23 protein-coding genes are annotated in these 26499 nt (G+C 65.1%); 7 read left to right on the top strand and 16 right to left on the bottom strand.

What is annotated here, in order from left to right:
• Positions 1-2: 2 nt before the first annotated feature.
• From rng to upp, 9 genes are all read right to left on the bottom strand, one after another.
• On the bottom strand, positions 3-1472 hold the full coding sequence (gene rng, locus P9239_RS13575) for a ribonuclease G (RefSeq protein ID WP_309751644.1): 1470 nt from the start codon (positions 1470-1472) through the stop codon (positions 3-5).
• Between the two features lie 7 nt (positions 1473-1479).
• Complete coding sequence (locus P9239_RS13570; RefSeq protein ID WP_309751643.1) at positions 1480-2106, bottom strand: Maf family protein; 627 nt, start codon at positions 2104-2106, stop codon at positions 1480-1482.
• 90 nt (positions 2107-2196) lie between these two features.
• Positions 2197-2667: a 23S rRNA (pseudouridine(1915)-N(3))-methyltransferase RlmH gene (gene rlmH / locus P9239_RS13565; protein WP_309751641.1), complete on the bottom strand. Its 471-nt coding sequence runs from the start codon at positions 2665-2667 to the stop codon at positions 2197-2199.
• A gap of 14 nt (positions 2668-2681) precedes the next feature.
• Positions 2682-3134, bottom strand: coding sequence for a ribosome silencing factor (rsfS, locus tag P9239_RS13560; protein WP_309751639.1), 453 nt, complete (start codon positions 3132-3134; stop codon positions 2682-2684).
• Between the two features lie 13 nt (positions 3135-3147).
• The gene (locus P9239_RS13555; protein WP_309751637.1) at positions 3148-3846 is read right to left on the bottom strand and encodes a nicotinate-nucleotide adenylyltransferase; all 699 of its coding nucleotides are present in this window, start codon (positions 3844-3846) and stop codon (positions 3148-3150) included.
• Complete coding sequence (gene hemF, locus P9239_RS13550) at positions 3837-4796, bottom strand: oxygen-dependent coproporphyrinogen oxidase (RefSeq protein ID WP_309751636.1); 960 nt, start codon at positions 4794-4796, stop codon at positions 3837-3839. The genes P9239_RS13555 and hemF overlap by 10 nt, the downstream gene beginning before the upstream one ends.
• A 116-nt stretch (positions 4797-4912) precedes the next feature.
• Positions 4913-6202: a phosphoribosylamine--glycine ligase gene (gene purD, locus P9239_RS13545; RefSeq protein WP_309751635.1), complete on the bottom strand. Its 1290-nt coding sequence runs from the start codon at positions 6200-6202 to the stop codon at positions 4913-4915.
• Between the two features lie 199 nt (positions 6203-6401).
• Positions 6402-7130: a YebC/PmpR family DNA-binding transcriptional regulator gene (locus tag P9239_RS13540; RefSeq protein WP_206467882.1), complete on the bottom strand. Its 729-nt coding sequence runs from the start codon at positions 7128-7130 to the stop codon at positions 6402-6404.
• A gap of 304 nt (positions 7131-7434) precedes the next feature.
• Positions 7435-8088 (bottom strand): uracil phosphoribosyltransferase, encoded by a 654-nt coding sequence (upp, locus tag P9239_RS13535; protein ID WP_309751632.1) that lies wholly within the window; start codon positions 8086-8088, stop codon positions 7435-7437.
• 274 nt (positions 8089-8362) lie between these two features.
• Between upp and P9239_RS13530 the strand changes: the two genes are divergently transcribed.
• The 4 genes from P9239_RS13530 to kdpE are packed head-to-tail and all read left to right on the top strand — an operon-like array spanning position 8363 to position 11321.
• Positions 8363-9142: an SDR family oxidoreductase gene (locus tag P9239_RS13530; protein WP_309751630.1), complete on the top strand. Its 780-nt coding sequence runs from the start codon at positions 8363-8365 to the stop codon at positions 9140-9142.
• A 33-nt stretch (positions 9143-9175) separates the two neighbouring features.
• Positions 9176-9565, top strand: coding sequence for a methylglyoxal synthase (locus P9239_RS13525; protein ID WP_309751628.1), 390 nt, complete (start codon positions 9176-9178; stop codon positions 9563-9565).
• Positions 9566-9597: 32 nt separating this feature from the next.
• Complete coding sequence (locus P9239_RS13520; RefSeq protein WP_309751626.1) at positions 9598-10572, top strand: quinone oxidoreductase; 975 nt, start codon at positions 9598-9600, stop codon at positions 10570-10572.
• Positions 10573-10622: 50 nt separating this feature from the next.
• Entirely contained in the window at positions 10623-11321 is a 699-nt protein-coding gene (gene kdpE, locus P9239_RS13515) for a two-component system response regulator KdpE (RefSeq protein ID WP_309751624.1), read from the top strand.
• Between the two features lie 6 nt (positions 11322-11327).
• On the opposite strand, the gene P9239_RS13510 is transcribed toward kdpE, so the two are convergent.
• The 6 genes from P9239_RS13510 to P9239_RS13485 all read right to left on the bottom strand — a co-directional run bounded on the left by P9239_RS13510 (position 11328) and on the right by P9239_RS13485 (position 21775).
• Positions 11328-11987, bottom strand: coding sequence for an SDR family oxidoreductase (locus tag P9239_RS13510; RefSeq protein ID WP_309751622.1), 660 nt, complete (start codon positions 11985-11987; stop codon positions 11328-11330).
• Between the two features lie 68 nt (positions 11988-12055).
• On the bottom strand, positions 12056-15391 hold the full coding sequence (locus P9239_RS13505) for an efflux RND transporter permease subunit (RefSeq protein WP_309751620.1): 3336 nt from the start codon (positions 15389-15391) through the stop codon (positions 12056-12058).
• 3 nt (positions 15392-15394) lie between these two features.
• Positions 15395-18520, bottom strand: a complete 3126-nt coding sequence (locus P9239_RS13500; RefSeq protein ID WP_309751618.1) for an MdtB/MuxB family multidrug efflux RND transporter permease subunit — start codon at positions 18518-18520, stop codon at positions 15395-15397.
• A 16-nt stretch (positions 18521-18536) separates the two neighbouring features.
• Positions 18537-19904 (bottom strand): MdtA/MuxA family multidrug efflux RND transporter periplasmic adaptor subunit, encoded by a 1368-nt coding sequence (locus P9239_RS13495; protein WP_309751616.1) that lies wholly within the window; start codon positions 19902-19904, stop codon positions 18537-18539.
• Between the two features lie 291 nt (positions 19905-20195).
• Positions 20196-21038 (bottom strand): IclR family transcriptional regulator, encoded by an 843-nt coding sequence (locus tag P9239_RS13490; RefSeq protein WP_404980011.1) that lies wholly within the window; start codon positions 21036-21038, stop codon positions 20196-20198.
• Between the two features lie 428 nt (positions 21039-21466).
• Positions 21467-21775, bottom strand: a complete 309-nt coding sequence (locus P9239_RS13485) for a hypothetical protein (protein ID WP_309751613.1) — start codon at positions 21773-21775, stop codon at positions 21467-21469.
• 264 nt (positions 21776-22039) lie between these two features.
• On the opposite strand from P9239_RS13485, the gene P9239_RS13480 reads away from it, so the two are divergent.
• Together P9239_RS13480 and P9239_RS13475 are read left to right on the top strand one after the other, a co-directional pair.
• The gene (locus P9239_RS13480) at positions 22040-22510 is read left to right on the top strand and encodes a hypothetical protein (RefSeq protein ID WP_309751611.1); all 471 of its coding nucleotides are present in this window, start codon (positions 22040-22042) and stop codon (positions 22508-22510) included.
• 103 nt (positions 22511-22613) lie between these two features.
• On the top strand, positions 22614-25259 hold the full coding sequence (locus tag P9239_RS13475; RefSeq protein WP_309751609.1) for a mechanosensitive ion channel family protein: 2646 nt from the start codon (positions 22614-22616) through the stop codon (positions 25257-25259).
• Positions 25260-25273: 14 nt separating this feature from the next.
• Here P9239_RS13475 and P9239_RS13470 read toward each other — a convergent pair whose 3' ends face one another.
• Complete coding sequence (locus P9239_RS13470; protein ID WP_309751606.1) at positions 25274-25852, bottom strand: cysteine dioxygenase family protein; 579 nt, start codon at positions 25850-25852, stop codon at positions 25274-25276.
• A 125-nt stretch (positions 25853-25977) separates the two neighbouring features.
• Between P9239_RS13470 and P9239_RS13465 the strand changes: the two genes are divergently transcribed.
• The gene (locus P9239_RS13465) at positions 25978-26445 is read left to right on the top strand and encodes an Lrp/AsnC family transcriptional regulator (protein WP_309751604.1); all 468 of its coding nucleotides are present in this window, start codon (positions 25978-25980) and stop codon (positions 26443-26445) included.
• Positions 26446-26499 lie beyond the last annotated feature (54 nt).

Below are 26499 nucleotides of genomic sequence, written 5' to 3'. Positions count from 1 at the left end.
GGTTACATCAGCACGATGTCGTACTGCTCCTGACTCAAATTCGACTCCACCTGCAACGAAACCGGCTTCCCGATGAAGTCCATCAGCATCGCGAGGTGCTGCGACTCTTCCTCGAGAAACAGGTCGATGACCTGCTGCGACGCCACCACCCGAAACTCGCGCGGGTTGAACTGCCGCGATTCGCGCATGATCTCGCGCAGCACGTCGTAGCAGACGGTTCGCGGCGTCTTCACTTGCCCCTTGCCCTGACAAGTCGGGCACGGCTCGCACAGCACGTGCGCGAGCGACTCGCGCGTGCGCTTGCGCGTCATCTCCACCAGCCCCAGTTGCGAGAAGCCGTTGACCGTCACGCGCGTCCTGTCGCGTGACAAAGCCTTCTTCAGCTCGCCCAGCACCTGATCGCGATGCTCGACATTCTCCATGTCGATGAAATCGATGATGATGATCCCGCCGAGATTCCTCAAACGCAGTTGCCGCGCAATGGTATGCGCCGCTTCGAGATTCGTCTTGAAGATGGTGTCGTCGAAATTGCGCGCGCCCACGTAACCGCCCGTATTCACGTCGATGGTCGTCATCGCCTCGGTCTGGTCGATCATGAGATAGCCGCCCGACTTCAGATCAACGCGCCGCGAGAGCGCCCGCTGAATCTCCGCTTCGATGTTGTACAAGTCGAAAAGCGGCCGCTCGCCTGTGTAGTGATGCACGCGCGACGCCACCGCGGGCGTGAATTCGGCCGCGAAGTCCGCGAGCATCTGATATGTCTCGCGCGAATCGACCTGAATGCGCGTGGTCTCGTCGTTCACGAAGTCGCGCAACACGCGCTGCGCGAGGTTCAGATCCTGATAGAGCAGCGTGGTCGCCGGCACGCGCTGCGCCTGCGTCACGATGGTTGCCCACGTCTTGCGCAGATAGGCGACATCGGCGGCAAGCTCTTCGCTCGACGAATCTTCCGCGATGGTGCGCACGATATAACCGCCTTTCTCGTCGGCGGGCAAGACGGCGGTGAGGCGCGCGCGGACGGCCTCGCGTTCCGCCTCGCTCTCGATCTTCTGCGAGATGCCGATATGCGGCTCCTGCGGCAGATACACGAGCGTGCGCCCCGCGATGCTCACCTGCGTCGACAGGCGAGCGCCCTTGGTGCCGATGGGGTCCTTCACGACCTGCACCATCAGCGCCTGACCTTCGAACACGATCTTTTCGATGGGCACATGCGCCGCCGATCCATGCGCTTCTCCCGCGATGCGCGGATGCCAGATATCGGCCACATGAAGAAACGCGGCGCGTTCCAGACCGATGTCGATGAACGCGGACTGCATGCCCGGCAACACGCGCACGACCTTGCCGAGATACACATTGCCGACGCGCCCGCGCGAAAGCGTGCGCTCGACGTGAAGCTCCTGAACGGCGCCTTGCTGAACCAGTGCGACGCGGGTTTCCTGCGGTGTGACGTTGATCAGGATTTCTTCGTTCATGGCCTGTTTAGAATTCGACGCGCGCCACGCGCAAGAGTGCTGCGGTTTCGAAAAGGGGCAGACCCATGATACCCGAATAGGACCCCTCGATTCGCTCGATGAACGCCGCCGCGCGGCCCTGAATGCCATACGCGCCCGCCTTGCCGAGCGGCTCGCCGGTCGCGGCGTAGCGTTGCAGCGCAGCACGGTCGACCGCGGCGAAGCGCACCGTCGAACGCGACACCGCGACTTCGAGCAGCGTGCCTTCGGCATCCACGACGGCAAGCGCGGTCAGCACTTCGTGCTCGCGGCCGGCGAGGCGTTCGAGCATCGCGACGGCATCGGCTTCATGCAAAGGCTTGCCGAGAATCAGGCCGTCGATGGTGACGGTTGTATCGGCGACAAGAATCGGCGCGGGTGCATGTCCGCCGGCAACCAACCGCGCGCGGGCCGCCTTCGCCTTCAACGCGCAGACGCGCACGACGTAGGCGTCCGCGGCTTCGCCCGGAAGCTCGGCTTCGAGGGCTTCGGCGTCTTCGTCGGGGCGGGGCAGCAGCAGTTCGTATCGCACGCCCAGTTGCCGCAGCAACTCCTGACGGCGCGGGCTTTGCGAAGCCAGATAAACGAAGGAGTAAGCGGAGGAGTCAGCGGGCATGGGCGAAAAGGTCTCGAAGAAGTGCGCGCGCGGTCGGACCGCACAGCAAGCCTCGATGGAGACCTGAGCGGGAAGCCCAGCGGCCCGAATTCACGCGCGATGGTAGGGGTGATTCTGCGTGATGCTCCACGCGCGGTAAAGCTGTTCGGCCAGCAGCACGCGAACCATGCCGTGAGGCAGCGTGAGGCTGGAGACGCGCAACATCAGTTCGGCGCGGGCCTTCACTTCGGGCGCGAGGCCGTCCGCGCCGCCGATCACGAACGCGACATCGCGCCCGTCCTGCTGCCAGCCGGGCAGGGCGTTCGCGAGTTGCATCGTGGTCCAGTCGCGACCGCGTTCATCGAGCGCGACGACGCGCGCGTTCTTCGGCAAGGCGGCTTCGATTCGCTGCCGCTCGGCGGTCATCACGCTCTCGGCATTGCGTCCGGACGAGCGTTGCTCGGGCTTGATTTCCTTGAGTTCGATGCGCAGCTCCGGCGGCATGCGCTTCGCGTACTCGTCGAACCCGTTTTCGATCCAGTCGGGCATCTTGTGTCCGACGGCCAAAATGTAGAGCTTCATGAAGGCGCGAGCCTTCAGGCCTGCTTGCGCGCGGTTTTGCGCGCCGGGCGTTTGACCGCAGGTGCGTCGTCCTCGTCCTCGTCTTCGTCGTCGGACACGCTTGCGCCGCCGAACATGTTCGGCTTTTGCAGCTTCACGCGCACGGGCTTGTCGCCCCAGACTTCCTCGAGGTTGTAGTACTGGCGCAGCGCCGGTTGCAGGATATGAACGACCGCGTCGCCGCAGTCGACCAGCACCCATTCGCCGATCTCTTCGCCTTCCGTGCTGATGATGTCGCCACCCGCTTCCTTGACCTTTTCGCGCACGCTGTTGGCGAGCGCCTTGGTCTGCCGGTTCGACGTCCCGCTCGCCACGACCACGCGGTCGAACAGCGACGTCAGGTGGCTCGTGTTGAACACCTTGATGTCTTGCGCCTTGACGTCTTCCAGACCGTCGATGATCGCGCGTTGCAGCTTTTGAAGTTCCATGGTTGCTGTGTCTTTACCGTGTCCGGTACAGGTGATGTTGAACAATATAGTCCCATACGGCGGAGGGGACCTGAGCCTGGAAATCCCGCGTGCCGTCCTGCGTGCGGGCGTGCTCGCGGATTGCCGTGGCGGATACGTCGAGCAGAAGCGATTCGTCGATCAGCACGTGACCGTGCGTGGTTGCGCACAACACGTCCGCCGACGTCCGGCGCGCGGCCACTTCCTTCGCGACTTCATCGGACAGCGCGCGCAGATCGAAGCCCGGCCGCGTCTCGACGCAAATGTGCGCGTAGTCGAAGAGACGTTTCCAGTCGTGCCACGAGTCGAGCTTGACCAACTGGTCGGCGCCGATCAGCAGCGCGAGCGAAGCCTCCGCGCCTTCTCGCTCGCGCCACTGAGCGAGCGTGTCGACGGTATAAGTGGGGCCGTCGCGCTCGATTTCATCGGTCGCGACGGTGATCTTCGCGCCGCCCAGATCGAGCGATTGCGCCGCCGCGCGTGTCATCGCGAGCCGATGATGCGGCGCCGATACGCCCGCCTTCTGCCACGGCTGGCCCGCAGGCAGCAGCACGAGTTCGGTCAGCTGCAAAAGCGCGGCGAAGCGGCGAGCGAGCGCGAGATGTCCGTTGTGAATCGGATCGAACGTGCCGCCGAGCAGGCCGACGCGCTTCTCGCACGGCGCGCCCGGAGCGGCGGCGCGCGTCACAGCCATTCCCGGCGCACCAGAAAGTCCCGGTAGAGCCGCGCCTCCGGCGTGCCGGGTTCCGGTTGCCAGTCGTAGCGCCAGCTCGCGAGCGGCGGCATCGACATGAGAATGGACTCGGTGCGTCCACCGCTTTGCAGACCGAAATGCGTGCCGCGATCCCACACAAGGTTGAACTCGACGTAGCGCCCGCGCCGGTAGGACTGGAATTCGCGCTCGCGCTCGGTGTACGGCGTGTCGCGCCGCCGCTCGATGATCGGCAGATACGCGTCGAGAAATGCATCGCCGACGCTTCGCATCATCGCGAACGAACGCTCGAAGCCGGGCTCGGAGAAATCATCGAAAAAGATCCCGCCGATGCCGCGCTGTTCGTTTCGATGCTTCAGGTAGAAGTACTCGTCGCACCACGTCTTGAAACGCGGATACAGGTCCGCGCCGAACGGTTGCAGCGCCTCCCGGCATACGCGATGAAAATGCACCGCGTCTTCCTCGTAGCCGTAGATGGGCGTGAGATCCATCCCGCCGCCGAACCAGAAGATCGGCGCTTCGCCGGGCGCAACAGCCGTCAACATGCGCACGTTCATATGCACGGTCGGGCAGTGCGGATTGCGCGGATGCATAACGAGCGAGACGCCGAGCGCCTCGAAGCCGCGCCCCGCGAGCTGCGGACGCGCCGCGCTCGCCGAGGGCGGCAGGGCGTCGCCCGCGACGTCCGAGAAACCGATGCCGGCCCGCTCGAAAAAGCCGCCGCCTTCGAGAATGCGCGTCACGCCGCCGCCGCGCAGATGCGCGCCCGGCTCGCGGGTCCAGGCGTCGGTGGCGAAGGACGTGCCGTCGAACGCGCCGAGCGCATCGGCGATGCGCGTTTGCAAGCCGGTCAGATAGTCGCGCACCGCTGCGATATCGTGCGATGTGTCTGGTTGTGCCTCGCGGTCCGCGCTGCGTGTCGGTTCACTCATCGATGGATGCAGTGCGCCAGTCGGCTGGCGCGTTAAGTCGTGGTTCTCTTCAAAGCGCGCTGCCGGACACGAGGTCCGGCAGCGCGGGTTCGGCGTGGCGGAACTTCCGTCCCGCGTCAGCCGTGGCGGTGGGCCTGCTTGCGGCTCACCGCCCGGTGGCCGATGTCGCGGCGGTACTGCATGCCGTCGAACGAAATCTGATTCACTGTATCGTAGACCACGGATTGCGCGCCGCGCACGGAATCCGCCAGCCCGACGACGCACAGCACGCGTCCGCCCGAGGTCGTCAGCTTGCCGTCAGCCAGCGCCGTGCCCGCATGGAACGTCACGGCGTTGTCCGTTTCGGCCGGAATGCCGTTGATGCGGTCGCCCTTGCGCGGCGCATCCGGGTAGTTGTGCGCGGCCAGCACGACGCCGAGCGCCGTGCGCCGATCCCACTCCAGTTCGGCGCCGTCGAGCTTGCCGTCGATGGCCATTTCCACGACTTTCGAGAAGTCGCCCTTCAGACGCGCCATGATCGGCTGCGTTTCCGGGTCGCCCATTCGACAGTTGAATTCGAGCGTCTTCGGATTGCCGTTCGTGTCGATCATCAGGCCCGCGTACAGAAAACCGGTATAGCGGATGCCTTCGTTCTCCATGCCGCGCACGGTCGGCAGGATGATTTCGCGCATCACGCGGGCGTGCAGCTGCGGCGTGACGATCGGCGCGGGCGAATAGGCGCCCATCCCGCCGGTGTTCGGGCCCTTGTCGCCGTCGAGCAGGCGCTTGTGGTCCTGGCTCGAAGCCAGCGCCAGCACGTGCTTGCCGTCCACCATCACAATGAAGCTCGCTTCCTCGCCCGTCAGGAACTCTTCGATGACCACGCGCGCGCCCGCATCGCCGAACTGGTTGTCGGCGAGCATGGAATCGACGGCGGCGTGGGCTTCTTCCGCGTTCATCGCGACGACCACGCCCTTGCCGGCGGCGAGTCCGTCCGCTTTCACGACGATCGGCGCGCCTTTTGCGTCGATGTAGGCGTGCGCGGCGGCGGCGTCCGTGAAGGTTTCGTATTCCGCGGTCGGGATGTTGTGGCGCTTCATGAACGCCTTCGCGAAGTCCTTAGAGCTTTCGAGCTGCGCGGCTTCCTTGGTCGGCCCGAAAATCTTCAGCCCGCGCGAGCGGAACAGATTCACGATGCCTGCCGCGAGCGGCGTTTCCGGACCGACGACAGTCAGCGAAACGTGCTCTTTCTCGACGAAATCGGCGAGCGCCTCCGGGTCCGTGATATCGACGTTGCGCAGGCGCTCGTCCTGCGCCGTGCCGCCGTTGCCGGGCGCCACATAGACGATCTGCACGCGCGGCGACTGCGCGAGCTTCCATGCCAGCGCATGCTCCCGACCGCCCGAACCGACGACGAGTAACTTCATTTGAATCCCCGAAAAGCCTGAATGAAAAACTGAGGCCGCGCACGCACGCGCGCCCGGTTGCGGCGCAGCCAAAACGGTCGAAAGGCGGCTCGCGCGGACATCGGCTGCGTCACGCGCCTTTCATTCGTCGAACTGAAGCGAAAGCCGTTCCAGTCACGGTGCGGCGGACGCACCGGGCGCGGCGGCTGCTTGCTCTGCCTTACTCGTCGTTGATTGCGGCGTTTGTATAGACTTCCTGGACGTCGTCGAGATTTTCGAGCGCGTCGAGCAGCTTTTGCATTTTCACTGCGTCGTCGCCGCTGAATTCGACTTCCGTCTGCGGCTTCATGGTCACTTCGGCGAGTTCGGCCTTGAAGCCCGCGGCTTCGAGCGCGTCCTTCACCTTCTGGAAGTCGTTCGGCGGGCAGAGCACTTCGATACTGCCGTCTTCGTTCGTCACGACGTCGTCGGCGCCGGCTTCGAGCGCCGCGTCCATCAGCTTGTCTTCGGGCGTGCCCGGCGCGAACAGGAACTGGCCGACGTGGTCGAACATGAACGACACGGAGCCGTCCGTGCCCATGTTCCCGCCGAACTTCGAGAATGCGTGGCGCACTTCCGCGACCGTGCGCGTGCGGTTGTCCGTCATCGTGTCGACGATGATCGCCGCGCCGCCGATGCCGTAGCCTTCGTAGCGGATTTCTTCGTAGTTCGCGCCATCGACGCCGCCGACGCCGCGCTGAATCGCGCGATTGACGTTGTCCTTCGGCATGTTCGCGTCGTAGGCCTTGTCGACGGCGAGCCGCAGGCGCGGGTTCGAGTCGATGTCGCCGCCGCCCATGCGGGCCGCGACCTGGATTTCCTTGATGAGGCGCGTCCAGATCTTGCCTTTCTTCGCGTCGGCCGCTGCTTTCTTATGCTTGATGTTGGCCCATTTCGAATGACCCGCCATTACCTTTCTCCGTCGCGCGCCGCGTGATTCGTGCGCCTAGTGTGCTGTGATGCGTGATTATCGACCGGCCTGCGCGCTGCCTCGCTCGTGCTTGAAGCGGCTGCCGGGTCCGCCCGGCGACGCGGCGCGATGCTCAAACGCGCGTCGATTCCGGATCGGAAACAGACCAAAATTTTAGCATGGCGCAACACCCGGACAGCGGGCGGGCGCGCCGGCGGGCCGTGAAAACGAAACCGCCGCGCGAGGGCGCGGCGGTCGGGCAGCGGTCGGGCGGCGGTAGGGGCCGCAATAAGCGGACGAGCGGTCAGTTCTTCGTGCCGAACAGGCGGTCGCCGGCATCGCCGAGACCGGGGACGATATACGCGTGTTCGTTCAGATGCGAATCCAGCGACGCCACGTAGAGCTTCACGTTCGGATGCGCGTCCTGGAATACCTTCACGCCCTCGGGCGCGGCGACCAGCGCCACGAAAATGATGTTTTCGTCCTGCACGTTGCGCCGCTTCATCACGTCGACGGCGTGCACGGCGGAGTACCCGGTCGCGACCATCGGATCGCAGAGAATGAAAACGCGCTCCTCGAGATCGGGCGGCAGGCGCACGAGATATTCCACCGGCCGATGATCGTCCGCGCGATACACGCCGATATGCCCGACGCGCGCCGACGGCACGAGATCGAGCAGGCCGTCCGACATGCCGATGCCCGCGCGCAGTACCGGGACGATGGCGAGCTTCTTTCCGGCGATCACCGGCGCGTCGATTTTGACGAGCGGCGTTTCCACGCGTTTGGTCGTCAGTGGCAGGTTGCGCGTGATTTCGTAGCCCATCAGCAGCGTGATTTCCCGCAGCAGCTCGCGGAACGTGCGCGTCGACGTGTCCTTGTCCCGCATGTGGGTGAGCTTGTGCTGGATCAGCGGGTGATTGAGGATGAAGAGATTGGGAAAGCGGCTGTCTTGTTTCATGGGTCTCGCGCAATGCGCGTCCTGCTCGGGTGATGGTCCTGCCGTGGGCGGTCGCGCGGCGCGCGTTCGCAAGCGCCGGCCGACAGTGGCGACAGTTTACCGAAAAGGCCGCCATGACCTAAGAATATTCGCCCGGGATTCGGCCATGCAGGCGCCGACGTTGCCGCCCCGATTCTTCTAGAATGCGCGAGAGGGTTGCGACGCGTGCAACGTTGCCACGCTTCGACGCGTCGGACCGATTCGAACACTAAACGACGATCATGGAGGACGGACGATGGATATGGGAATCGCGGGGCGCACCGCGCTCGTCTGCGCGGCGAGCAAGGGACTCGGGCGCGGCTGTGCGGAGGCGCTGGCCGCCGAGGGCGTGAATCTCGTCATTACGGCGCGCACCGCCGAAACGCTCGAAGCGACCGCGGCGAGCATCCGCGCGCAGTACGGCGTCACCGTACAGGCCGTCGCTTGCGACATCACGACGCCCGAAGGCCACAACGCCGCGCTCGCGGCCTGCCCGGAGCCGGACATTCTCGTGAACAACGCGGGCGGCCCGCCGCCGGGCGACTTCCGCAACTTCACGCATGAGATGTGGATCAAGGCGCTCGAAGCGAACATGCTGACGCCCATCGAGCTCATCAAGCGGACCATCGACGGCATGATCGATCGCGGCTTCGGTCGCATCGTCAATATCACGAGTTCGTCGGTGAAGGCGCCTATCGACGTGCTCGGCCTGTCGAACGGCGCGCGTTCGGGGCTCACGGGCTTCGTCGCGGGCGTGGCGCGCAAAGTGGCGGCCACGGGCGTCACCATCAACAATCTGCTGCCGGGCACCTTCGACACCGACCGCGTGGCCGTCACCTTCGAGGCGCAGGCGAAGGCGCAGAACATCTCGATCGAAGAGGCGCGTGCGCGTCGCGCGCAGAGTCTTCCGGCCGGGCGCTTCGGCAATCCGGACGAGTTCGGCAGAACCTGCGCGTTTCTGTGCAGCGTCCACGCCGGCTATATCATCGGCCAGAACATATTGATCGACGGCGGCGCTTATCCTGGCACCTACTGACCGGCGACACGACAAGAGGGGAGAAGGCAGCACATGAGCACACGCGTCGCGCTGATTGCGCACGACATGAAAAAGGACGACATCGTCGCGCTCGCGGGCGAGTATGTCGACACGCTCGCGCAATGCCAACTCGTCGCGACCGGCACCACGGGCGCGCGCATCGCGGCGGCGCACGGGCTGGATGTCGAGCGCAAGCTGTCCGGCCCGCATGGCGGCGACTTGCAGATCGGCGGCGAACTGGCGGAAGGGCGCGTCGACGTCGTGATCTTTCTGCGCGACCCGATGACGCCGCAGCCGCACGAGCCTGACATCAACGCGCTGGTGCGCGCCTGCGACGTGCATAACGTGCCGTGCGCGACCAACGTGTCGACCGCGCGCATGATTCTCGACGAGTTGCGCGGCCGGCTCACGCGGGCGCGCTGAAGCATCCACGAAACGAAGGAGGCGTTCGAGCGATGACCAAGGCAATCCGATTCGACAAGACTGGCGGCCCCGAAGTGATGAAATGGGTCGATGTGAACGTGGGCGAGCCGGGCAAGGGCGAAATCCGCGTGAAGCATCATGCGGTGGGGCTCAATTTCATCGACGTGTATTTCCGCACCGGCCTTTATCCGATGCCGCTGCCCGGCGGCCTCGGCATGGAAGGCGCGGGCGAGGTAACGGCCGTAGGCGAGGGCGTCACGCAGTTCAAGCCGGGCGACCGCGTGGCGTATGCGTCGCGTCCGCCGGGCGCGTATGCGCAAGAGCGCGTGATGGCGGCGGATTACGTCGTCAAGCTGCCGGAGGCGATCGGCTATGAAGACGCCGCGTCGATCATGCTGCAAGGGCTGACGGCGCAGTATTTGCTGCGTCGCACGTACCGCGTGAAGGCGGGCGACACGGTGCTGATCCACGCGGCGGCAGGCGGCGTCGGCATGCTCGCATGCCAGTGGGCGAAGGCGCTCGGCGCGACGGTCATCGGCACGGTCGGATCGGACGAAAAGGCGGCGCTTGCAAAAGAGCACGGCTGCGACTACCCGATCGTCTATACGCGCGAGAACTTCACGCAGCGCGTGCGCGAGATCACGAACGGCGCGGGCGTGCCGGTCGTCTACGATTCCATCGGCAAGGACACCTACGTGGCGTCGCTCGATTGCCTCGCGCCGCTCGGGTTCTTCGTGAGCTTCGGCAATTCGTCCGGGCCGCTGCCGCCCATCGATTCGTCGGAACTCGCCGGGCGCGGCTCGCTCTATTTCACGCGTCCGACACTTTTCAGCTATATCGCCAAGCGCAGCGACCTGGACACGATGGCCGCCGAACTGTTCGACGTCGTGTCGTCCGGCAAGGTGAAGACGAACGTGCGCCAGCGCTATCCGCTCGCGGACGCGGCGCGCGCGCACGAAGAACTCGAAGCGCGCAAGACGACCGGCTCGACCATTCTTTTGCCTTGAGCGCGAGAACGCCGCGCGGCCGGCTCGACTCCATAACCCCATAACAAACGATGAGCGAGCCGTCCTTCACCGTCGTCCTGATCGAAGACGAAAAGCAGATCCGGCGCTTCGTGCGCGTGTCGCTCGAAGCGCAGCAGATGACCGTATTCGAGGCCGAGACCGGTCAGCAAGGGCTGATCGCGGCGGCCACGCGCCAGCCCGATCTCGTGATCGTCGATCTCGGCTTGCCGGACACGGACGGCATCGACGTGATTCGCGAATTGCGAACTTGGACCGAAGTGCCGGTGATCGTGCTCTCGGCGCGCACGCAGGAAGAAGAGAAAGTCGCCGCGCTCGATGCGGGCGCGGACGATTATCTGACCAAGCCCTTCGGCGTCTCCGAATTGATGGCGCGTATCCGCGCGCACTTGCGACGGCGCAATCAGACGGCGGCGAGCGAAACGCCCGTGGTCAGCTTCGGCGATGTCACGGTCGATCTCGCGCTACGGCGCGTCACGCGAAACGGCGAGAGCGTTCATCTGACGCCCATCGAATACCGCCTGCTCGCGACGCTCGTGCGCGATGCGGGCCGGGTGCTGACGCATCGGCATTTGCTGCGCGAAGTCTGGGGACCGTCGCATGTCGAGAGTCCGCATTACCTGCGCATCTACATGGCGCATCTGCGGCAGAAGCTCGAACGCGATGCCGCGCAGCCCGAGCATATCGTCACGGAAACCGGCGTCGGCTATCGGCTGGTCGGTGTGGGCTGATTGCGCTTACGCCGTTGCAGCAGCGGGCGCAACGAGCGCATCGTCGATAGGCTCGTCGCCGCCGACGAAGCCGATGGTGCGATTCGTCACGCCGAGCAGCAGGCATCGCACCGCCACTTCCGCGACGTCTTCCCGCGACACCGCCGGCATCTGTTCGACGCGTTCGTCGGCGAGCGCGATGGTCCCGCGCCCCGGCGCATCCGAGAGCGGGCCGGGCCGCAGAACCGCGAAGGGCACGCCGCGGCGCGCAACGTAGTCGTCGGCGTCGCGCTTCATGCGTGAATAGTGGCGCAGCGCGAGCGGACTGCGCTGCGGCTGATAGGCGGACAACGCGCTCACCACGACCAGTTGCCGCACGCGGCGGCGTTTCGCGTAATCGGCGGTGCGCATGACGGCATCGCGGTCGATGTCGCGCTCCTCGTTCACGCCTTCCGATTCGGCGGAACCCGCCGCGTACACGACGTGCGTGATGTCGTCCAGCGCGTGCGAGAAGTCGTGCGTCAGGTCGCCGAGCAAGATTTCCGCGCCGAGCGCCGCGAACTCGCTCTTGTGCGCCGACTTGCGCAACAGCGCGCGAAACGGAATGCCTTCTTCATGCAAGCGCCGCGCGACATGACGGCCCGTGCGGCCGTGCGCGCCGATCAGCAGGACTTTCATCGCCTTCATTCGAGACGCTCCTTGCGTGGACGGTCAGAACACCGTAGGCCATTTTCGCGGCCCATGCCAGCGTAACGTCATTCGACCGCGCTTGCAGGACGCGCGCCGCCCTTGCGGCGCGCCCGCCGCGCTTCCCCGCGCACGCGGATGCGGTCCATGTACAGATAGACGACAGGCGTGGTGTAGAGCGTCAGCATCTGACTCACGATCAGGCCGCCGACAATCGCGATGCCGAGCGGCGCGCGCATCTCCGAGCCTTCGCCCGTGCCGAACGCGAGCGGCAGCGCGCCGAGCAGCGCGGCGGCGGTCGTCATCATGATCGGGCGAAAGCGCAGCAGGCACGCTTCCTCGATGGCATCGCGCGAGCTCTTCCCGCCGTTGCGCGTCGCGTCGATGGCGAAGTCCACCATCATGATCGCGTTCTTCTTGACGATCCCGATCAGCAGAATCACCGCGATCAGCGCGATGATGCTGAACTCCGTATGAAAGAGCAGCAGCGCCAGCAACGCGCCGATGCCAGCCGACGGCAGCGTGGAAAGAATCGTGATCGGGTGGATATAGCTCTCGTACAGAATGCCGAGCACGATGTACACCGCCGCGAGCGCCGCGAGAATCAGCAGCGGCTGGTCGTTGAGCGATTGCTGAAACGCCTGCGCCGTGCCCTGAAAGCTGCCGTGGATGGTCTGCGGCACGCCCAGTTCGGCCATGGTTTCGTAGATGGCGGCGGTCGCCTCCGAGAGCGACTTGCCCGGCGGCAAGTTGAACGAGATGGTCGAGGCGACGAACTGACTCTGGTGATTCACGGAAAGCGGCGTGTTGCCCGGGCCGAATTTCGCGATGGCCGAAAGCGGTACCATCGTTTCCTTCGACGTGGACACTGCCGCGCCGGACGACGATCCCGACTTGCCGCTCGCCGCGATCGCGTTGGTCGCGGAATTGCGCACGGATTCGAGCGCGAGCGCGGCCGTCGTGTCGGCCGTGCTGGTCGACGATCCGCCCGCGCCGGTCGAACCCGTCGCGGACGTCGATGCCGTGCTCGTCGCGCTGGATGTGGTCGTGGAATTGGTCGATGCCGCGCCGCTCGCCGTGCCGCCCGACGTGCTGATGTAGATCTGCTTCAGCATTTCCGGGTCTTGCCAGTACTTCGGCGCGACTTCCATGACGACGTGATACTGCGACAGCGGGTTGTAGATGGTCGAGACCTGCCGCTGGCCGAACGCGTCGTAGAGCGTGTTGTCGATCTGCGCGGGCTTGATGTTCAGGCGCGCGGCGGTCGCGCGGTCGAACGTCACCATCGCTTCGAGGCCGCCTTGTTGCTGATCCGAGTTTACATCGGTCAGCTCGGCCCGGTGTTGCAGCGCCTCGGTGATCTTCGGCGCCCACGTGTAGAGGTCGGAGGTCGTGTCCGAGAGCAGCGTGAACTGATACTGCGCGTTCGACTGCCGCCCGCCCACGCGAATGTCCTGCACAGCCTGAAGGAAGGTGCGCGCGCCCGCGACATTCGCAAGCGGGCGGCGCAGGCGGTTGATGACCTGATCCGCCGAAATCTTGCGCTCACTCTTCGGCTTGAGCGAAATGAACATGAAGCCCGAATTGGTCGAGCGGCCGCCCGTGAAACCCGCGACGCTATCCACGGCGGGATCGGCCTCGACGATGCGCATCATCTCCGAGAATTTCACCTTCATGGCCTGAAACGACGTGCTCTGGTCCGCCTGAATGCCGCCGATGATGCGCCCCGTGTCCTGCTGCGGGAAAAAGCCCTTCGGCACGATCACGTACAGATAGAAGTTGAGGCCGATGGTCGCGATCAGAATCAGCAGGATGGTGCGCGGATGTCCGAGCGCCCAGCCAAGCGTGCGCGCATAACCGCGCTGCATGCGCTCGAATTGCCGTTCGAGCCAGCGCGCGACGCGTCCTTCCTCGCGCTTCTCGTGCGCTTCTTCGAGCAGGCGCGAGCACATCATCGGCGTGACGGTGAGCGACACGACGAGCGACACCGCGATGGCGAGCGAGAGCGTCAGCGCGAATTCGCGGAACAGCCGCCCGACGATGCCGCCCATCAGCAGAATCGGCAGGAACACGGCAACGAGCGACACGCTGATGGACAGCACCGTGAAGCCGACTTCCCGCGCGCCGATGATCGCCGCCTGCATGCGCGGCACGCCTTTTTCGACATGACGCGCGATGTTTTCGAGCACGACGATGGCGTCGTCCACCACGAAGCCCGTCGCGATGGTGAGCGCCATTAGCGAGAGGTTGTCGAGCGAGAAGCCGAGCAGGTACATCGCGGCGAAAGTGCCGATGATCGAGATCGGCACGGCGACGCTCGGAATGAGCGTCGCGCGCCAGTTGCGCAGGAACAGGAACACGACCATCACGACCAGTGCGACCGCGATCACGAGCGTGAGTTCGGTGTCGTGCAGCGACGAACGGATGGTGGTCGAGCGGTCCGCCGTCGGCGTGATCTCCACGTCGGCGGGCAGGGCGGCCTGCAGTTGCGGCACCATCGCCTTCACGCGGTCGATGGTCTCGATGATGTTCGCGCCCGGTTGCCGGTACAGAATGACCAGCACGGCGTGCTTGTTGTTGATGAGGCCGAGATTGCGCAGGTCCTCGACCGAATCGACCACTTCGCCCACATCCGAGAGCTTCACCGCCGAACCGTTGCGGTATGCGACCACGAGGTCCTTGTACTGCGCGGCCTTGCTCGCCTGATCGTTGGTGTAGAGCTGGACGTGCGTGCCCTGAAACTCGATTGCGCCTTTCGGGCTGTTCGCGTTCGCCGACGCGAGCGCCGCCCGCACGTCCTCCAGCCCGATGCCGTAGTGGAAGAGCGCGCCCGGCTCCAGTTCAACGCGCACCGCCGGGTTCGCCGAGCCGCTCACGTCCACTTCGCCGACGCCCGGCACCGTCGAAAGCGTCTGTTGCAACACGGTCGCGGCGGAATCGTAGAGCGAGCCCGCCGTGCGCGTGGGCGACGACAGCGCTAGCACGAGAATGGGCGCGTCGGCGGGATTGACCTTGTGGTACGTCGGATTGCTGCGCAGCGAAGTAGGCAGATCGGCGCGCGCGGCGTTGATCGCGGCCTGCACGTCGCGCGCGGCGCCGTCGATGTCGCGATTCAGGCCGAATTGCAGCGTGATGCGCGTGCTGCCCACGGAACTCATCGACGTCATTTCGCTCACGTCCGCGATGCTGCCCAGATGCCGCTCCAGCGGACTCGCGACGCTTGTCGCCACGGTCTCCGGGCTCGCGCCCGGCAGCGACGCCTGCACGGAGATGGTCGGGAAATCGACTTGCGGCAGCGGCGCGACGGGCAGCTTCACGAACGCGAACATGCCGGCGAGCGCAATGCCGACGGCGAGCAGCGTCGTGGCCACCGGCCGGTCGATGAATAGGCGCGACAGGTTCATGCCTTACTCCACGTCGCCCGCCGGACGCGGCGCGCTCATGCCATCGCCGCCGAAGCGCGCGCGCAGCTTGCGCCCGAGCGAATCGAAGCCGAGGTAGATCACGGGCGTCGTGAAGAGCGTGAGCAACTGCGACACGATCAACCCGCCGACAATCGCAATCCCGAGCGGATGGCGCAGCTCCGAACCCGCGCCCCAGCCGAGCATCAGCGGCAGCGCGCCGAGCAGCGCGGCCATCGTCGTCATGAGAATCGGGCGAAAGCGCAACAGACACGCCTGAAAAATCGCCTCGCGCGGCGGCTTGCCTTGCTCGCGTTCGGCTTCGAGCGCGAAGTCGATCATCATGATCGCGTTCTTCTTGACGATGCCGATCAAAAGCACGATGCCGATGATCCCGATGATGTCGAGATCGTGCCCGGTGATCATCAGCGAAAGCAGCGCGCCGACGCCCGCCGAGGGCAGCGTAGACAGAATGGTGATCGGATGGATGAAGCTCTCGTACAACACGCCGAGCACGATATACATCGTGACGATGGCCGCAAGAATCAGGAACAGTTCGTTCGAGAGCGACGCCTGGAACGCGAGCGCCGCGCCCTGATAGCGGATCTGGAACGACGCCGGCAAGCCGATCTCGTTCTTCGCCTCTTCGATGGCCTTGACGGCCGCGCCGAGCGACGCGCCCTTCGCGAGGTTGAAGGAGACGGTGGTCGCCGGAAACTGCCCGAGATGCGTGACGAGCAAGGGCGCGGCGCGCTCGTGGAACTTGGCGATGGCCGAGAGCGGCACCTGTCCGTTCGTCGCGGTGGAAGAGGGCAGGTAGATGCCGTTGAGCGTCTCGCTGTAGTGCGCGTCGGTCGGCTCGCTCTCCAGAATCACGCGGTACTGATTCGACTGCGTGAAGATGGTCGAAATGATGCGCTGGCCGAACGCGTCGTAAAGCGCGTTGTCCACGGTCGCGGGCGTGATGCCGAAGCGCGCCGCCGTTTCGCGGTCGATTTCCACGTACACCGATTGGCCGTTCTGCTGAAGGTCGGTCGCGACGTCCGTCAGGATCGACGTATGTTGCAGCCGGTCGACGAGCTTCGGCACCCATTGCGCGAACTCGGACGGATTCGGGTCCGTCAGCATGAACTGATACTGCGTCGGGCTGACCGTGGAGTCGATCGTCAAATCCTGCACCGGCTGCATGTAGAGCTTGATGCCCGGAATGTCCGCGACTTCGTTCTGGATCGAACGGATGATTTCGCTCGACGTATTGCTGCGGTCGTCGCGCGGCTTCAGGTTGATGAGCATGCGGCCGCTGTTGAGCGTGATGTTCGTGCCGTCCACGCCAATGAACGACGTGAGACTTTCGACGTCCGGATTCTGCAGAATCTTCGCCGCGAGCGCCTGCTGCTGCTCCGCGACCGCCTGATACGACGCGGCCTGCGGCGCCTGCGTGATCGCCTGGATCACGCCCGTGTCCTGCGTCGGAAAGAAGCCCTTCGGAATGAACACGTACAGCACGCCCGTGAGCACGAGCGTGAGCAGCGCGACCACGAGCGTCGAACGCTGCCGGTCGAGCACCCATTCCAGCGCCACCGCGTAACGGCCGATGACGTAATCGATGAACCGATGCGCGCGCGCCTCGAAACGCTTGCTGTCCTTGGGCGGCGTGTGGCGCAGCAGCTTCGCGCACATCATCGGCACGAGCGTGAGCGACACGATCGCCGAAATGACGATGGTCACGGCGAGCGTGATCGCGAATTCGTGGAAGAGCCGCCCGACGACATCGCCCATGAAGAGCAGCGGAATCAGCACCGCGATGAGCGACACCGTGAGCGAAATGATCGTGAAGCCGATCTGCCGCGAGCCTTTCAGCGCGGCTTCGAGCGGAGATTCGCCTTCCTCCACGTAACGCGCGATGTTCTCGATCATCACGATGGCGTCGTCGACGACGAAGCCTGTCGCGATGGTGAGCGCCATCAGCGAGAGATTGTCGAGCGAGAAGCCGCACAGGTACATGACCGCGAGCGTGCCGACGAGCGAGAGCGGCACGGACAAGCTCGGAATGATGGTCGCGTAGACGTTGGCGAGGAAGAGATAAATGACGAGCACGACCAGCACGACGGACAACGCCAGCTCGAACTGCACGTCGCGAACCGACGCGCGAATGGTCGTGGTGCGGTCCGTGACCACGCGCACGTCGAGCGCGGCCGGCAGCGACTGCTGCAACTGCGGCAGCAGCTTCTTGATGCCGTCCACCACCTGAATGACGTTCGCGCCCGGCTGACGCTGCACGTTCAGGATAATGGCGGGCGTGGAATCGACCCACGCGCCGAGCTTCGTGTTCTCCGGTCCCTGCACGATGGTCGCGACGTCCGTCAGCATCACCGGCCGCCCGTTGCGATACGCGACGACCGCGCTCTTGTACGCGTTCGCGTCGGTGAGCTGATCGTTCGCGTTGATGGTGTAGGCGCGCGTCGGGCCGTCGAAATTGCCCTTCGGCGTGTTGACGTTGAGGTTTGAAATCGTGGTGCGCAGATCGTCGATATTGAGCCCGTAGGAGGCGAGCGCGCGCGTATTGGCCTGAATGCGCACCGCCGGGCGGTTGCCGCCGCTCACCGACACGAGGCCCACGCCCGCGACCTGCGAAATCTTCTGCCCGAGCCGCGTGTCCGCGAGATCCTGTACCTGCGTGAGCGGCAGCGTCTTCGAACTGACGGCGAGCGTCATGATCGGCGCGTCGGCGGGGTTGACCTTCGCGTAGATCGGCGGGGCGGGCAGGTCGGACGGCAGCAGGTTGCCCGCCGCGTTGATGGCGGCCTGCACTTCCTGCTCGGCGATATCGAGCGGCAAGTCGAGGCTGAACTGCAACGTGATGACCGATGCCCCCGCCGAACTCTGCGACGACATCTGGTTCAGGCTCGCCATCTGCCCGAACTGCTTCTCGAGTGGCGCGGTCACGCTGGAAGTCATCACATCCGGCGAGGCGCCGGGGTAGAAGGTCTGCACCTGAATAGTCGGGTAATCGACGGCGGGCAGCGCGGACAGCGGCAGAAAGCGCAGCGCGACGAGGCCGACGAGCATGATCGCCGCCATCAGAAGCGCCGTGCCGACCGGACGCAGAATAAATAAGCGGGAGGGATTCATGCGCGAGGCTTAAAGATCACTGCTGCTGTTGCTGACGGTGACGATGCCCGCCGTGCTGCGCACCCGATGCACCTGAGGCCGCCGCTGCACCCGACGCGGCCGACGCACCGGAAGCCCCCGACGCCCCCTTCGCGCGTTCGGCCGGAATCGTGATCTTCGCGCCTTCTTTCAGGCGGTCAGAGCCGTCGATGACCACGCGCTCGCCCGCTTGCAGGCCGGACTTGATGCTCGTGCGCTCGCCATCCACCGGGCCGGTTTTCACATTGCGCACCGTCACCGTGTTGTCCGGTTTCACGACGTACACGAACGAACCCGATGACCCGTTAAGCACTGCCGACGTCGGCACGATGACCGCGTTCTTAATGACGTCGACGAGCAGCTTCGTGTTCACGAACTGATTCGGGAAGAGCCGGCTTTCCTTGTTGTCGAAAGTGGCGCGCAGCTTGACCGTGCCCGTTGCGGTGTCGATCTGGTTGTCGACCGTTTCCAGATAGCCGGATTCGAGCGCGGTGGTGTTCGCGCGGTCATACGCCGTCGCCGACATTTTCACGCCCGCGCGCAGCGGTTTCATGATCGCCGCGAGATTGTCTTCGGAGGTCGTGAAGATCACGCTGATCGGCTGCAGCTGCGTGATGACGACGACGCCGTTGGTGTCGCCCGTCGTCACGTAGTTGCCCGGATCGACCTGACGCAAGCCCACACGCCCGGACACGGGCGCGGTGATGCGCGCGTAGGCGAGGTCGAGCTTGTACGTATCGACGTTGGCCTGATCGGATTTGACCGCGCCTTCGTATTGCTTGACGAGCGACGCCTGCGTATCCACCTGCTGCTTCGCGATGGAGTCCTGCGAAAGCAGCGTCTGATACCGCTGCAAGTCGAGCCGCGCGGTTTGCAGCAGCGCTTGGTCGCGGGCCAGCGTGCCCTGCGCATTACGCAGCGAAATTTCGTAAGGACGCGGGTCGATTTGCGCGAGCATATCGCCCTTCTTGACCATCTGGCCTTCGCGAAACGCCACTTCCATCAGCGTGCCGTTGAGCTGCGTCTTGACCGTTACGTTCGCGAGCGGCGTGACCGTGCCGAGCGCATTGATGACGACCGGCATCTCGCCCTGCGACACGGTCGCCACATGCACGGGCTGAGGCTGGTTCATCGCATTCGCGCCGCCGCGCCGTCCGCCCTGTTGCGCCTGCTGCGGCGAACCCGCTGTCCCGCCGCGATTCCACGGATGCCACCACGCGACGGCCCCTGCGACGATCAACACGGCCACGACGAGCGGCACGAGACTGCGGCGGCGCGCCGGTGCGGCGGTGACGGGCGGAGCGGGATCGGCGGGGCGCGCGGGCGTCGGGCGCGGCTCGGCGGGAGGATTCTTTCGGTCGTCCATCGTGTGGTGGCTGGGTCTTTCCAAGTCTGTCGTACGGGGCGCGGATGGGCGGCATCTCGCGATGCAGTCGGCGGGGCCGGGTCGTGTGGCGGCGGCCGTAGCCGTCCATTCGGGACGTCGAAGCCGAGGCTGGACAGCCTGCCGGCCACGAGCGCCGCGCGGCCCCGGTGCGCGCGAAGCATGATGCTACGTCCCGCGCCCATGCCCGTCCACCAGGCATTCTTTCGGATGATTACGAGTGTTACACGCGAGCCGCACGGGCGCGTGAGGGCAGTCGTAGAGGGCGTAAGTCTACTTGTTTGCGCCGGACGGCGCGGCGCCGCCTGCGGTGCCGCCGATTTCCCGCGCAATGTGAGCGACGCATTCGAGCAGCGCGGGAACGACCGTCGTGATGAGCGTCTCGTGCGGACACTGGTGCGCCGCGCCGCCGCAGTTGACGGAGTAGCGTTCTTCCGACGGCCCGACGAAGCCCGCCGCCACCGCGTTCAGGCCGTGGTGCCATTCGCCGAGCGAAATCGCGAAGCCCCGGCGGCGTGCGTCTTCGAGACTGCGCTGCAAGCCGTCGGAGATAGTCGGCCAGTCATCGCCCGATGCGGTCTGCAGGCTGCGGATCAGCGCGTGGCGATCCGCGTCCGACAGTACCGAGAGATACGCGCGCCCGACCGCCGTGCGGCTCAGGTCCATCCTGCCGCCGACTTCGAGCCGCGAAACGAGCACGGCGGACCGCGGCCGGATAGCGTCGATGACCACCATCTCGAGCCGGTCGCGCACGGCCAGATGCACGCTCAGTCCCGTCGTTTCAGCGAGCGCGATCAGGAACGGACGAGCCCGCGCGCGAATGTCGAAATTGCGTAGAAAGCCGTTGCTGAGTTCGAGCACGGAGGCGGTGAGCACGAAACGCTCGCTGTCAGGCAGACGCAGCAGCAGCCCGGCGCCGACGAGCGTTGCGGTGATTCGCGAGACCGTCGGCTTGGGAATGCCGGTCCATTCCGTCAATTCGCGATTGCTCACCGGCGCATCGGCGGCGGCAATGCGGCGCAAGACGTCGAGTCCGCGCGCGAGTGCCGTGACTTCTTCGCTGTCTTTTTCTCTGGATTTGTCCCGGCTCGGCAACCGGTCGCTCATCGTAGGCATTGTTTTGTGAAACGTCGTTTCGAATGCTGAGTGGGCGATTGCAGTCAGGCGATGCCTGAAGCTTGCAAGCGATGCAAGCCCCGATGATAAGCTGTGCCAGCCATAGCGCTTTGACGCGCGTCTGTTTTGTGACCGGCCGTTGGGCAGATGCCCGGGCGCTGAAATTTTGCTTGACTTGGGCAGTGATCCCGGAAAAAATGGAACCCGATTTCGAAAGGGCTGGACGACGTGCGCGACCGCTTTCCGCTTCAGCTTTCGAACACAGGCTCTCAGGTTCTAGCACGGCCCTCGGAATGGCTAGAACTTTTAAGGCGCTACGGATACGTAGCGCCTTTTTTTTGCTCAACGATTCTGCTTCGCTTTGGGCGAATATACGCCTGAATCACATGCAGCGTTTACTGAAATCAGCGGACTAGCGGTGCGGGGATTCAATGCAGTTCCGTAAAGACGCGCCGATGCCTGAGCAGCACTTTGCCGCGCACGATCCAATACAGACTCGCCGCCAGCAACGCGAGCGCGACGCCGAACACGAAAACCGGCGAAACGCGTTCCGGCGCAGGCTGGCTTGTCGCCACGACGAGCGCGGCGAAGAACGCGCCGGCCGCCTGATAGTACGAGCGTTTCGCCAATATGCGGCGCATGCGGTGAGTGGTGAAGCGGGAGACGGGCGGGCGGGTAAACGGCTCGAAGAGCATCAACCCTGCGACGAGGGCGACGGCGAGATTCATGTAAATCATGGTGGGACTTCGGTAGGAGGGCGAGACTGCGGCGACTATAGTCCCGCCCGGACGAAGCCAAAACCAGAACTCTCCGAAATGTAGAGGAAACCTTCTATTGGCTGTCGCGGACGTCGCGAGCCTCGTGCTGGAGTCGTCGCAGTTCGCTTGTGATGCAAGCTTTGGGAGCCGCCGCGCGGCGTATGATGGCTGCGCGTTCATGGATGCGAAAGCGCACGCAAGCATCACGTAACCCGCAACACGCAAGAAGCAGGAGGCAGGACCATGCATATCCAATCGATGACCCCGATCGCTCGCATCGCAGTCGCACTCACGGTGCTCGGCGTGCTCGCCGCATGCGAGAAGCACGATGCCGCCGCCGGTCAGGCCGCGAGCGCCTATAACAATCTGGCCAGTCAGACGACGCAGAAGTTCGATCAGGCGGCGAGCTACGTCGGCCAGAAGGTCGATGCGGCGAAACAGTCGGCACAGCAAAGCTTCGATCACGCCGGCTCGATGCCGGATTTGTCGGCGAGCGACGTCGCCGCGTCGGCGCGTGCGAACCTGCAGAGCGCGGCGAGCGCGACCAATGCCGCCATTGCGGACGCCGCGAGCGCAACCGGCGCAGGCTTGCAGACGGCGGGCCGCAAGTTGCAGCAGTGGTCGGCGAAAGAGGGCGGCGCGTCGGGTGCGCAGGCATCGGGATCGGGCTCGGCAAGCGATTCCGCCGACACGCGCACCGACATGGACAAGTAAGCACGCGTTTCCTATGACGCGCTTAACAATCGGTTACCTGGACAATGCGCGGCGCGCGCAGGCCAGCCGCTAAACTGGCGGTCTTTCGGAAATCGAGACCGTTATGAAACCACGCAAGCTCGCGCATCGCGGCGCGCTGGCGTTCGTCGCGATATCCCGGATCTCCGCTCGCGCGCGTCGGCGCGGCCTTCAGCCGGCGGCCATCCCGGCAATCCGTGCGATAGCGTTCCTGACGACGCTCGTCCTGACCGCGCTTTTCTCGCTGACGAGCCCGCCGGCGCATGCCGCCCAGGCGCTCAATCTCCCTTCGCTGCAGGAATTGATCGCGCCGCCGCCCGCGCCCGCAGCGTCCTCGCCGGATGCGGCGTCGGGTGCGTCCGCGCCCGGTCCATCCGATGCCGACATGCTGCGCTCGCTCGACACCGTCATTTCGACGCTCGACAGCGACCGCCAGCGCAGCGCGCTCGTTTCGCAACTGAAGAAGCTGCGCGACGCCAAGCGCGCGGCCGAAGCCGCCGCGCCCGCGCCATCGACCGCGGCGGCCGCTCAGCCGGCATCGACGGAGGCTGCCGCGCCGCCGCCGACCGCAACGGCGACCGCCGCCTCATCCGTGGTGGCGGCGATCGCGCAGAACGCGGGTTTGCTCGGCGCGATCGCGTCGGCTCTGACGAGCATCGAAGCGGACGTGAAGCGCGGCAAAACGCCGCTCGCCTATTGGGGCGGGCGCTTCAACGCGGCGGGCAACGAGTTGTTCACCATTGTCACGAGCCAGAGCCGCGAGCCGTTCGGCCACACGCTCTTCAACTATTTCGCGACGCTCGCAGGCTGGGGCGCGTGCGCCTTCGTGCTCGTGAGCTTGCAGCGGCGCATGCACAGGCGCTACGGCATAGAAGCCGGCCTGCATTCGAATCCGACGACGCGCGAACTGTTCGTCTTCACCATGCGGCGCGTGGCGCCGTATGTCTTCGCGTTCGTCGCTGCGCTCACCTTCGTGCACATGATGCCGCAGTCGCTCGGCCGCACGCTCGCGATGGTCACCGCTTACGCCATCGTCGCGGGCGCGGTGTTCTCGGCCATCTGCCTCATCATGTTCTCGTTGTTCGGCTCGGCGCACCGGCGCGTTGCGGTCAACGTGCTCATCCTCCACGCGCGGCGGCTCCTGTTCGCCATCGGCACGTTCGGCGCGCTCGGCGATGCCGCCGCCAATTACGATGTCGCGCAGCAACTCGGCACGAATCTGTCCGCCCTTATCTCGACGTGCGCGAACATGGGCGCGGCCGGACTCACCGCTTACTTCGCGCTGGCGTTTCAGAGGCCCGTCGCGCATCTGATCCGAAGCCGCACCTACGAGCAGCGCAACACGCGCAAGGCCGCGACCGAAACGTTCGAAGTCGTCGCGTCGCTGTGGCAATTGCCGCTCTTGCTGCTGGCATCCGCTTCGGTGGTGGCGACGCTCGCGGGCATCGGCACATCCGAGAACGTGCTGCAAATGGCCATTGCCACGGCGGGCCTGCTCGTCGTCGCGTTCTTTCTCTCCGCCATCGTCATCCGCATCACGCGGCCGAAGTCGCGCAAGCCGCGCCGGCAATCCGCGTACGTGCGGCGGCTCGTGAAGTTCGTCGGCACGATGATCGTGGTCGCCATATGGCTCGGGTTTCTCGAACTCTCGTCGCGTTTCTGGGGCTTTTCGCTCGCGGACATGGTCGAGCGCAGCGTGACGGCGCGCGGCATCGCGCACGCGGTCAGCATGATCGTGCTGACGTTCTTCGTAGTGTGGCTCGTGTGGATTCTGATCGACACGGGCATTCAGGAGGCGCTCAAGCCCGATTCGGCGCGGCGCAGCGGGCGCGGCCCGAGTATGCGCGCGCGCACGATGCTGCCGCTCGTGCGCAACGTGGTGTTCGTCATGCTGTTGCTGATCGCCGGGATCGTGACGGCGGCCAACCTTGGCCTGAACGTGACGCCGCTGCTCGCGGGCGCAGGCGTGATCGGTCTCGCGGTCGGTTTCGGCGCGCAATCGCTGGTGGCGGATCTGATCACTGGGCTTTTCATCATCATCGAGGACACCATTTCGGTCGGCGATTCGATCGAGGTGGAAGGCGGGCACGCGGGCATCGTCGAGAGCCTGACGATACGCACGGTGCGTCTGCGCGACGGGCAGGGCGCGATCCACGCCATTCCGTTCTCGCAGATCAAGACGGTGAAGAACCTGTCGCGCGATTTCGCCTACGCGGTGTTCGAAGTGCGCGTGCCGTTCTCGGCAGACGTGGACGAGGTGACGGAAATGATCCGCGAAGTGGGCGCCGAGCTCATGGACGACGTGCGTCACCGGCGCGAAATGCTGGGCCCCGTCGAGGTGTGGGGGCTGGACCGCTTCGATCCCAACTGGATGGTGGTGAAAGGACAGATCAAGACGCGGCCGCTCTTGCAATGGAGCGTCGCCCGCGCGTTCAACTTGCGCATCAAACGCAAGATGGACGAAGCCGGCATGGAGATTCCGGTGCCGCAAATGCACGTGCAAATGTCAAAAGGCGGCGTGAGTAGCCCGGACGATGCGGCCCACGCTGCGAAGACGAAGCGCATTTGGGTCGACGAAGCGCCGCCGCTCGCCGACGACGAGCCCGAGCCGGCGGCAATGGCGAAGGCCGTGGATGTCTCGCACGAGCCGCGCCCGGCACCGCCCGCCACGGATCTTTCGGTGCCGATTCCGCCGCAGATCACGACCGCGCCCGAGCCCGGCAAGAGTTGACCGGACCGCTTTGCTCAGGCGACGAGAAGATCGTTGACGTGCGTGGCGATGTGCTCGCTTGCCACGCCATAGACATGGATCGATACGGCGCGCGCTGTCGCATCCGCGAGATTGCCGAGCCGATGAATGGCGCCGCGTCCCGCATCGGCATATGACACCGCGCCCGCTTCGCGTGAGTGACGTCGTGTTTCGACGGCGCGACACGCATCCACGTCCCAGCGATACAGCGTCTCGGCGAGCGCGCCCTCGATGACCGCATAGCCGCACCAGGTCCGATGCGCATGGACGGGGCTGAACTGCCCCGGCTCCCAGACGAGCGCGGCAATCGCGAAACGGCCGAGGCCGAGGGGATCGGCGGCGAGCAGATGACGCTGGTAGCCCTGCTGGCTGCCCGAGCGCTGGTCGGCACGCGAAAGCCCCGGATCGGCGATCACGCGGGAAAGCGCCGCATGCACGCGGATGCCGAACGACATGCCGCCATCGGCTTGCGCCGCATCGAGCGCGGCGTTGATTTCGTGACACAGGCGGCTGACGGCAACATTCGGGTCAGCCGGGAATGGCATGTTGCGTTGGGTGGCCAGTTCGAGTTCCATGTTGCGTGCGCGCCGGTGATTTCGATCATGAATTTATACCGGCTTGCATCCGAAAATGGTTTCCATATAATTCCGCTCGGAGAAGCAAAAATAGAAAATTTTCCTATCGGGGATGCAGTATGGGAATGGACCTCATCGACCGCAAGCTCTTGGAACTCCTGCAAAGCGACGTGACAATGCCTATCGCCGAGCTGGCTTCGCGGGTGAATCTGTCGCAAACGCCGTGCTGGAAGCGTGTGCAGCGGCTCAAGGAAACCGGCGTGATTCGCGCGCAAGTGGCGCTTTGTGATCCGAAGAAACTCGGCGTCGGCACTACGGTTTTCGTGGCGGTGCGCACGAATCAGCACACGCAAAGCTGGGCCGACGAGTTCACGCGCGCCGTGCGCGACATTCCGGAAGTGGTCGAGGTCTACCGGATGAGCGGCGAGACCGACTATCTGCTGCGCGTCGTGGTGTCCGACATCGACGACTACGACCGCGTCTACAAGCAGCTCATTCGCGCGGTGCCGCTCTACGACGTCAGTTCCAGCTTCGCGATGGAGCAGATCAAGTACTCGACGGCGCTGCCGGTGCGGCCCGCCGCCGACGCCTGACCTTGCATCGAGACGCGCAAGATAAAGAAAAGCCGCCCGGGGAGGGCGGCGCAA

This window comes from Caballeronia sp. LZ062 (assembly GCF_031450785.1).
In the GTDB taxonomy this organism is placed as follows: domain Bacteria; phylum Pseudomonadota; class Gammaproteobacteria; order Burkholderiales; family Burkholderiaceae; genus Caballeronia.
This window is presented reverse-complemented; position numbering and strand designations above follow the sequence as displayed.

Excerpts from the sequence above, each read along its gene's own strand:
- P9239_RS13505 (WP_309751620.1), bottom strand. The coding sequence starts at position 15,391 with ATGAACCTGTCGCGCCTATTCATCGACCGGCCGGTGGCCACGACGCTG.
- P9239_RS13540 (WP_206467882.1), bottom strand. The coding sequence starts at position 7,130 with ATGGCGGGTCATTCGAAATGGGCCAACATCAAGCATAAGAAAGCAGCG.
- P9239_RS13475 (WP_309751609.1), top strand. The coding sequence starts at position 22,614 with ATGAAACCACGCAAGCTCGCGCATCGCGGCGCGCTGGCGTTCGTCGCG.
- P9239_RS13490 (WP_404980011.1), bottom strand. The coding sequence starts at position 21,038 with ATGCCTACGATGAGCGACCGGTTGCCGAGCCGGGACAAATCCAGAGAA.
- upp (WP_309751632.1), bottom strand. The coding sequence starts at position 8,088 with ATGAAACAAGACAGCCGCTTTCCCAATCTCTTCATCCTCAATCACCCG.
- P9239_RS13485 (WP_309751613.1), bottom strand. The coding sequence starts at position 21,775 with ATGATTTACATGAATCTCGCCGTCGCCCTCGTCGCAGGGTTGATGCTC.
- P9239_RS13465 (WP_309751604.1), top strand. The coding sequence starts at position 25,978 with ATGGACCTCATCGACCGCAAGCTCTTGGAACTCCTGCAAAGCGACGTG.
- hemF (WP_309751636.1), bottom strand. The coding sequence starts at position 4,796 with ATGAGTGAACCGACACGCAGCGCGGACCGCGAGGCACAACCAGACACA.
- P9239_RS13555 (WP_309751637.1), bottom strand. The coding sequence starts at position 3,846 with ATGGCTGTGACGCGCGCCGCCGCTCCGGGCGCGCCGTGCGAGAAGCGC.
- P9239_RS13520 (WP_309751626.1), top strand. The coding sequence starts at position 9,598 with ATGACCAAGGCAATCCGATTCGACAAGACTGGCGGCCCCGAAGTGATG.
- P9239_RS13530 (WP_309751630.1), top strand. The coding sequence starts at position 8,363 with ATGGATATGGGAATCGCGGGGCGCACCGCGCTCGTCTGCGCGGCGAGC.
- P9239_RS13495 (WP_309751616.1), bottom strand. The coding sequence starts at position 19,904 with ATGGACGACCGAAAGAATCCTCCCGCCGAGCCGCGCCCGACGCCCGCG.
- purD (WP_309751635.1), bottom strand. The coding sequence starts at position 6,202 with ATGAAGTTACTCGTCGTCGGTTCGGGCGGTCGGGAGCATGCGCTGGCA.
- P9239_RS13570 (WP_309751643.1), bottom strand. The coding sequence starts at position 2,106 with ATGCCCGCTGACTCCTCCGCTTACTCCTTCGTTTATCTGGCTTCGCAA.
- rlmH (WP_309751641.1), bottom strand. The coding sequence starts at position 2,667 with ATGAAGCTCTACATTTTGGCCGTCGGACACAAGATGCCCGACTGGATC.
- P9239_RS13525 (WP_309751628.1), top strand. The coding sequence starts at position 9,176 with ATGAGCACACGCGTCGCGCTGATTGCGCACGACATGAAAAAGGACGAC.
- P9239_RS13510 (WP_309751622.1), bottom strand. The coding sequence starts at position 11,987 with ATGAAGGCGATGAAAGTCCTGCTGATCGGCGCGCACGGCCGCACGGGC.
- kdpE (WP_309751624.1), top strand. The coding sequence starts at position 10,623 with ATGAGCGAGCCGTCCTTCACCGTCGTCCTGATCGAAGACGAAAAGCAG.
- P9239_RS13500 (WP_309751618.1), bottom strand. The coding sequence starts at position 18,520 with ATGAATCCCTCCCGCTTATTTATTCTGCGTCCGGTCGGCACGGCGCTT.
- P9239_RS13470 (WP_309751606.1), bottom strand. The coding sequence starts at position 25,852 with ATGGAACTCGAACTGGCCACCCAACGCAACATGCCATTCCCGGCTGAC.
- rsfS (WP_309751639.1), bottom strand. The coding sequence starts at position 3,134 with ATGGAACTTCAAAAGCTGCAACGCGCGATCATCGACGGTCTGGAAGAC.
- P9239_RS13480 (WP_309751611.1), top strand. The coding sequence starts at position 22,040 with ATGCATATCCAATCGATGACCCCGATCGCTCGCATCGCAGTCGCACTC.
- rng (WP_309751644.1), bottom strand. The coding sequence starts at position 1,472 with ATGAACGAAGAAATCCTGATCAACGTCACACCGCAGGAAACCCGCGTC.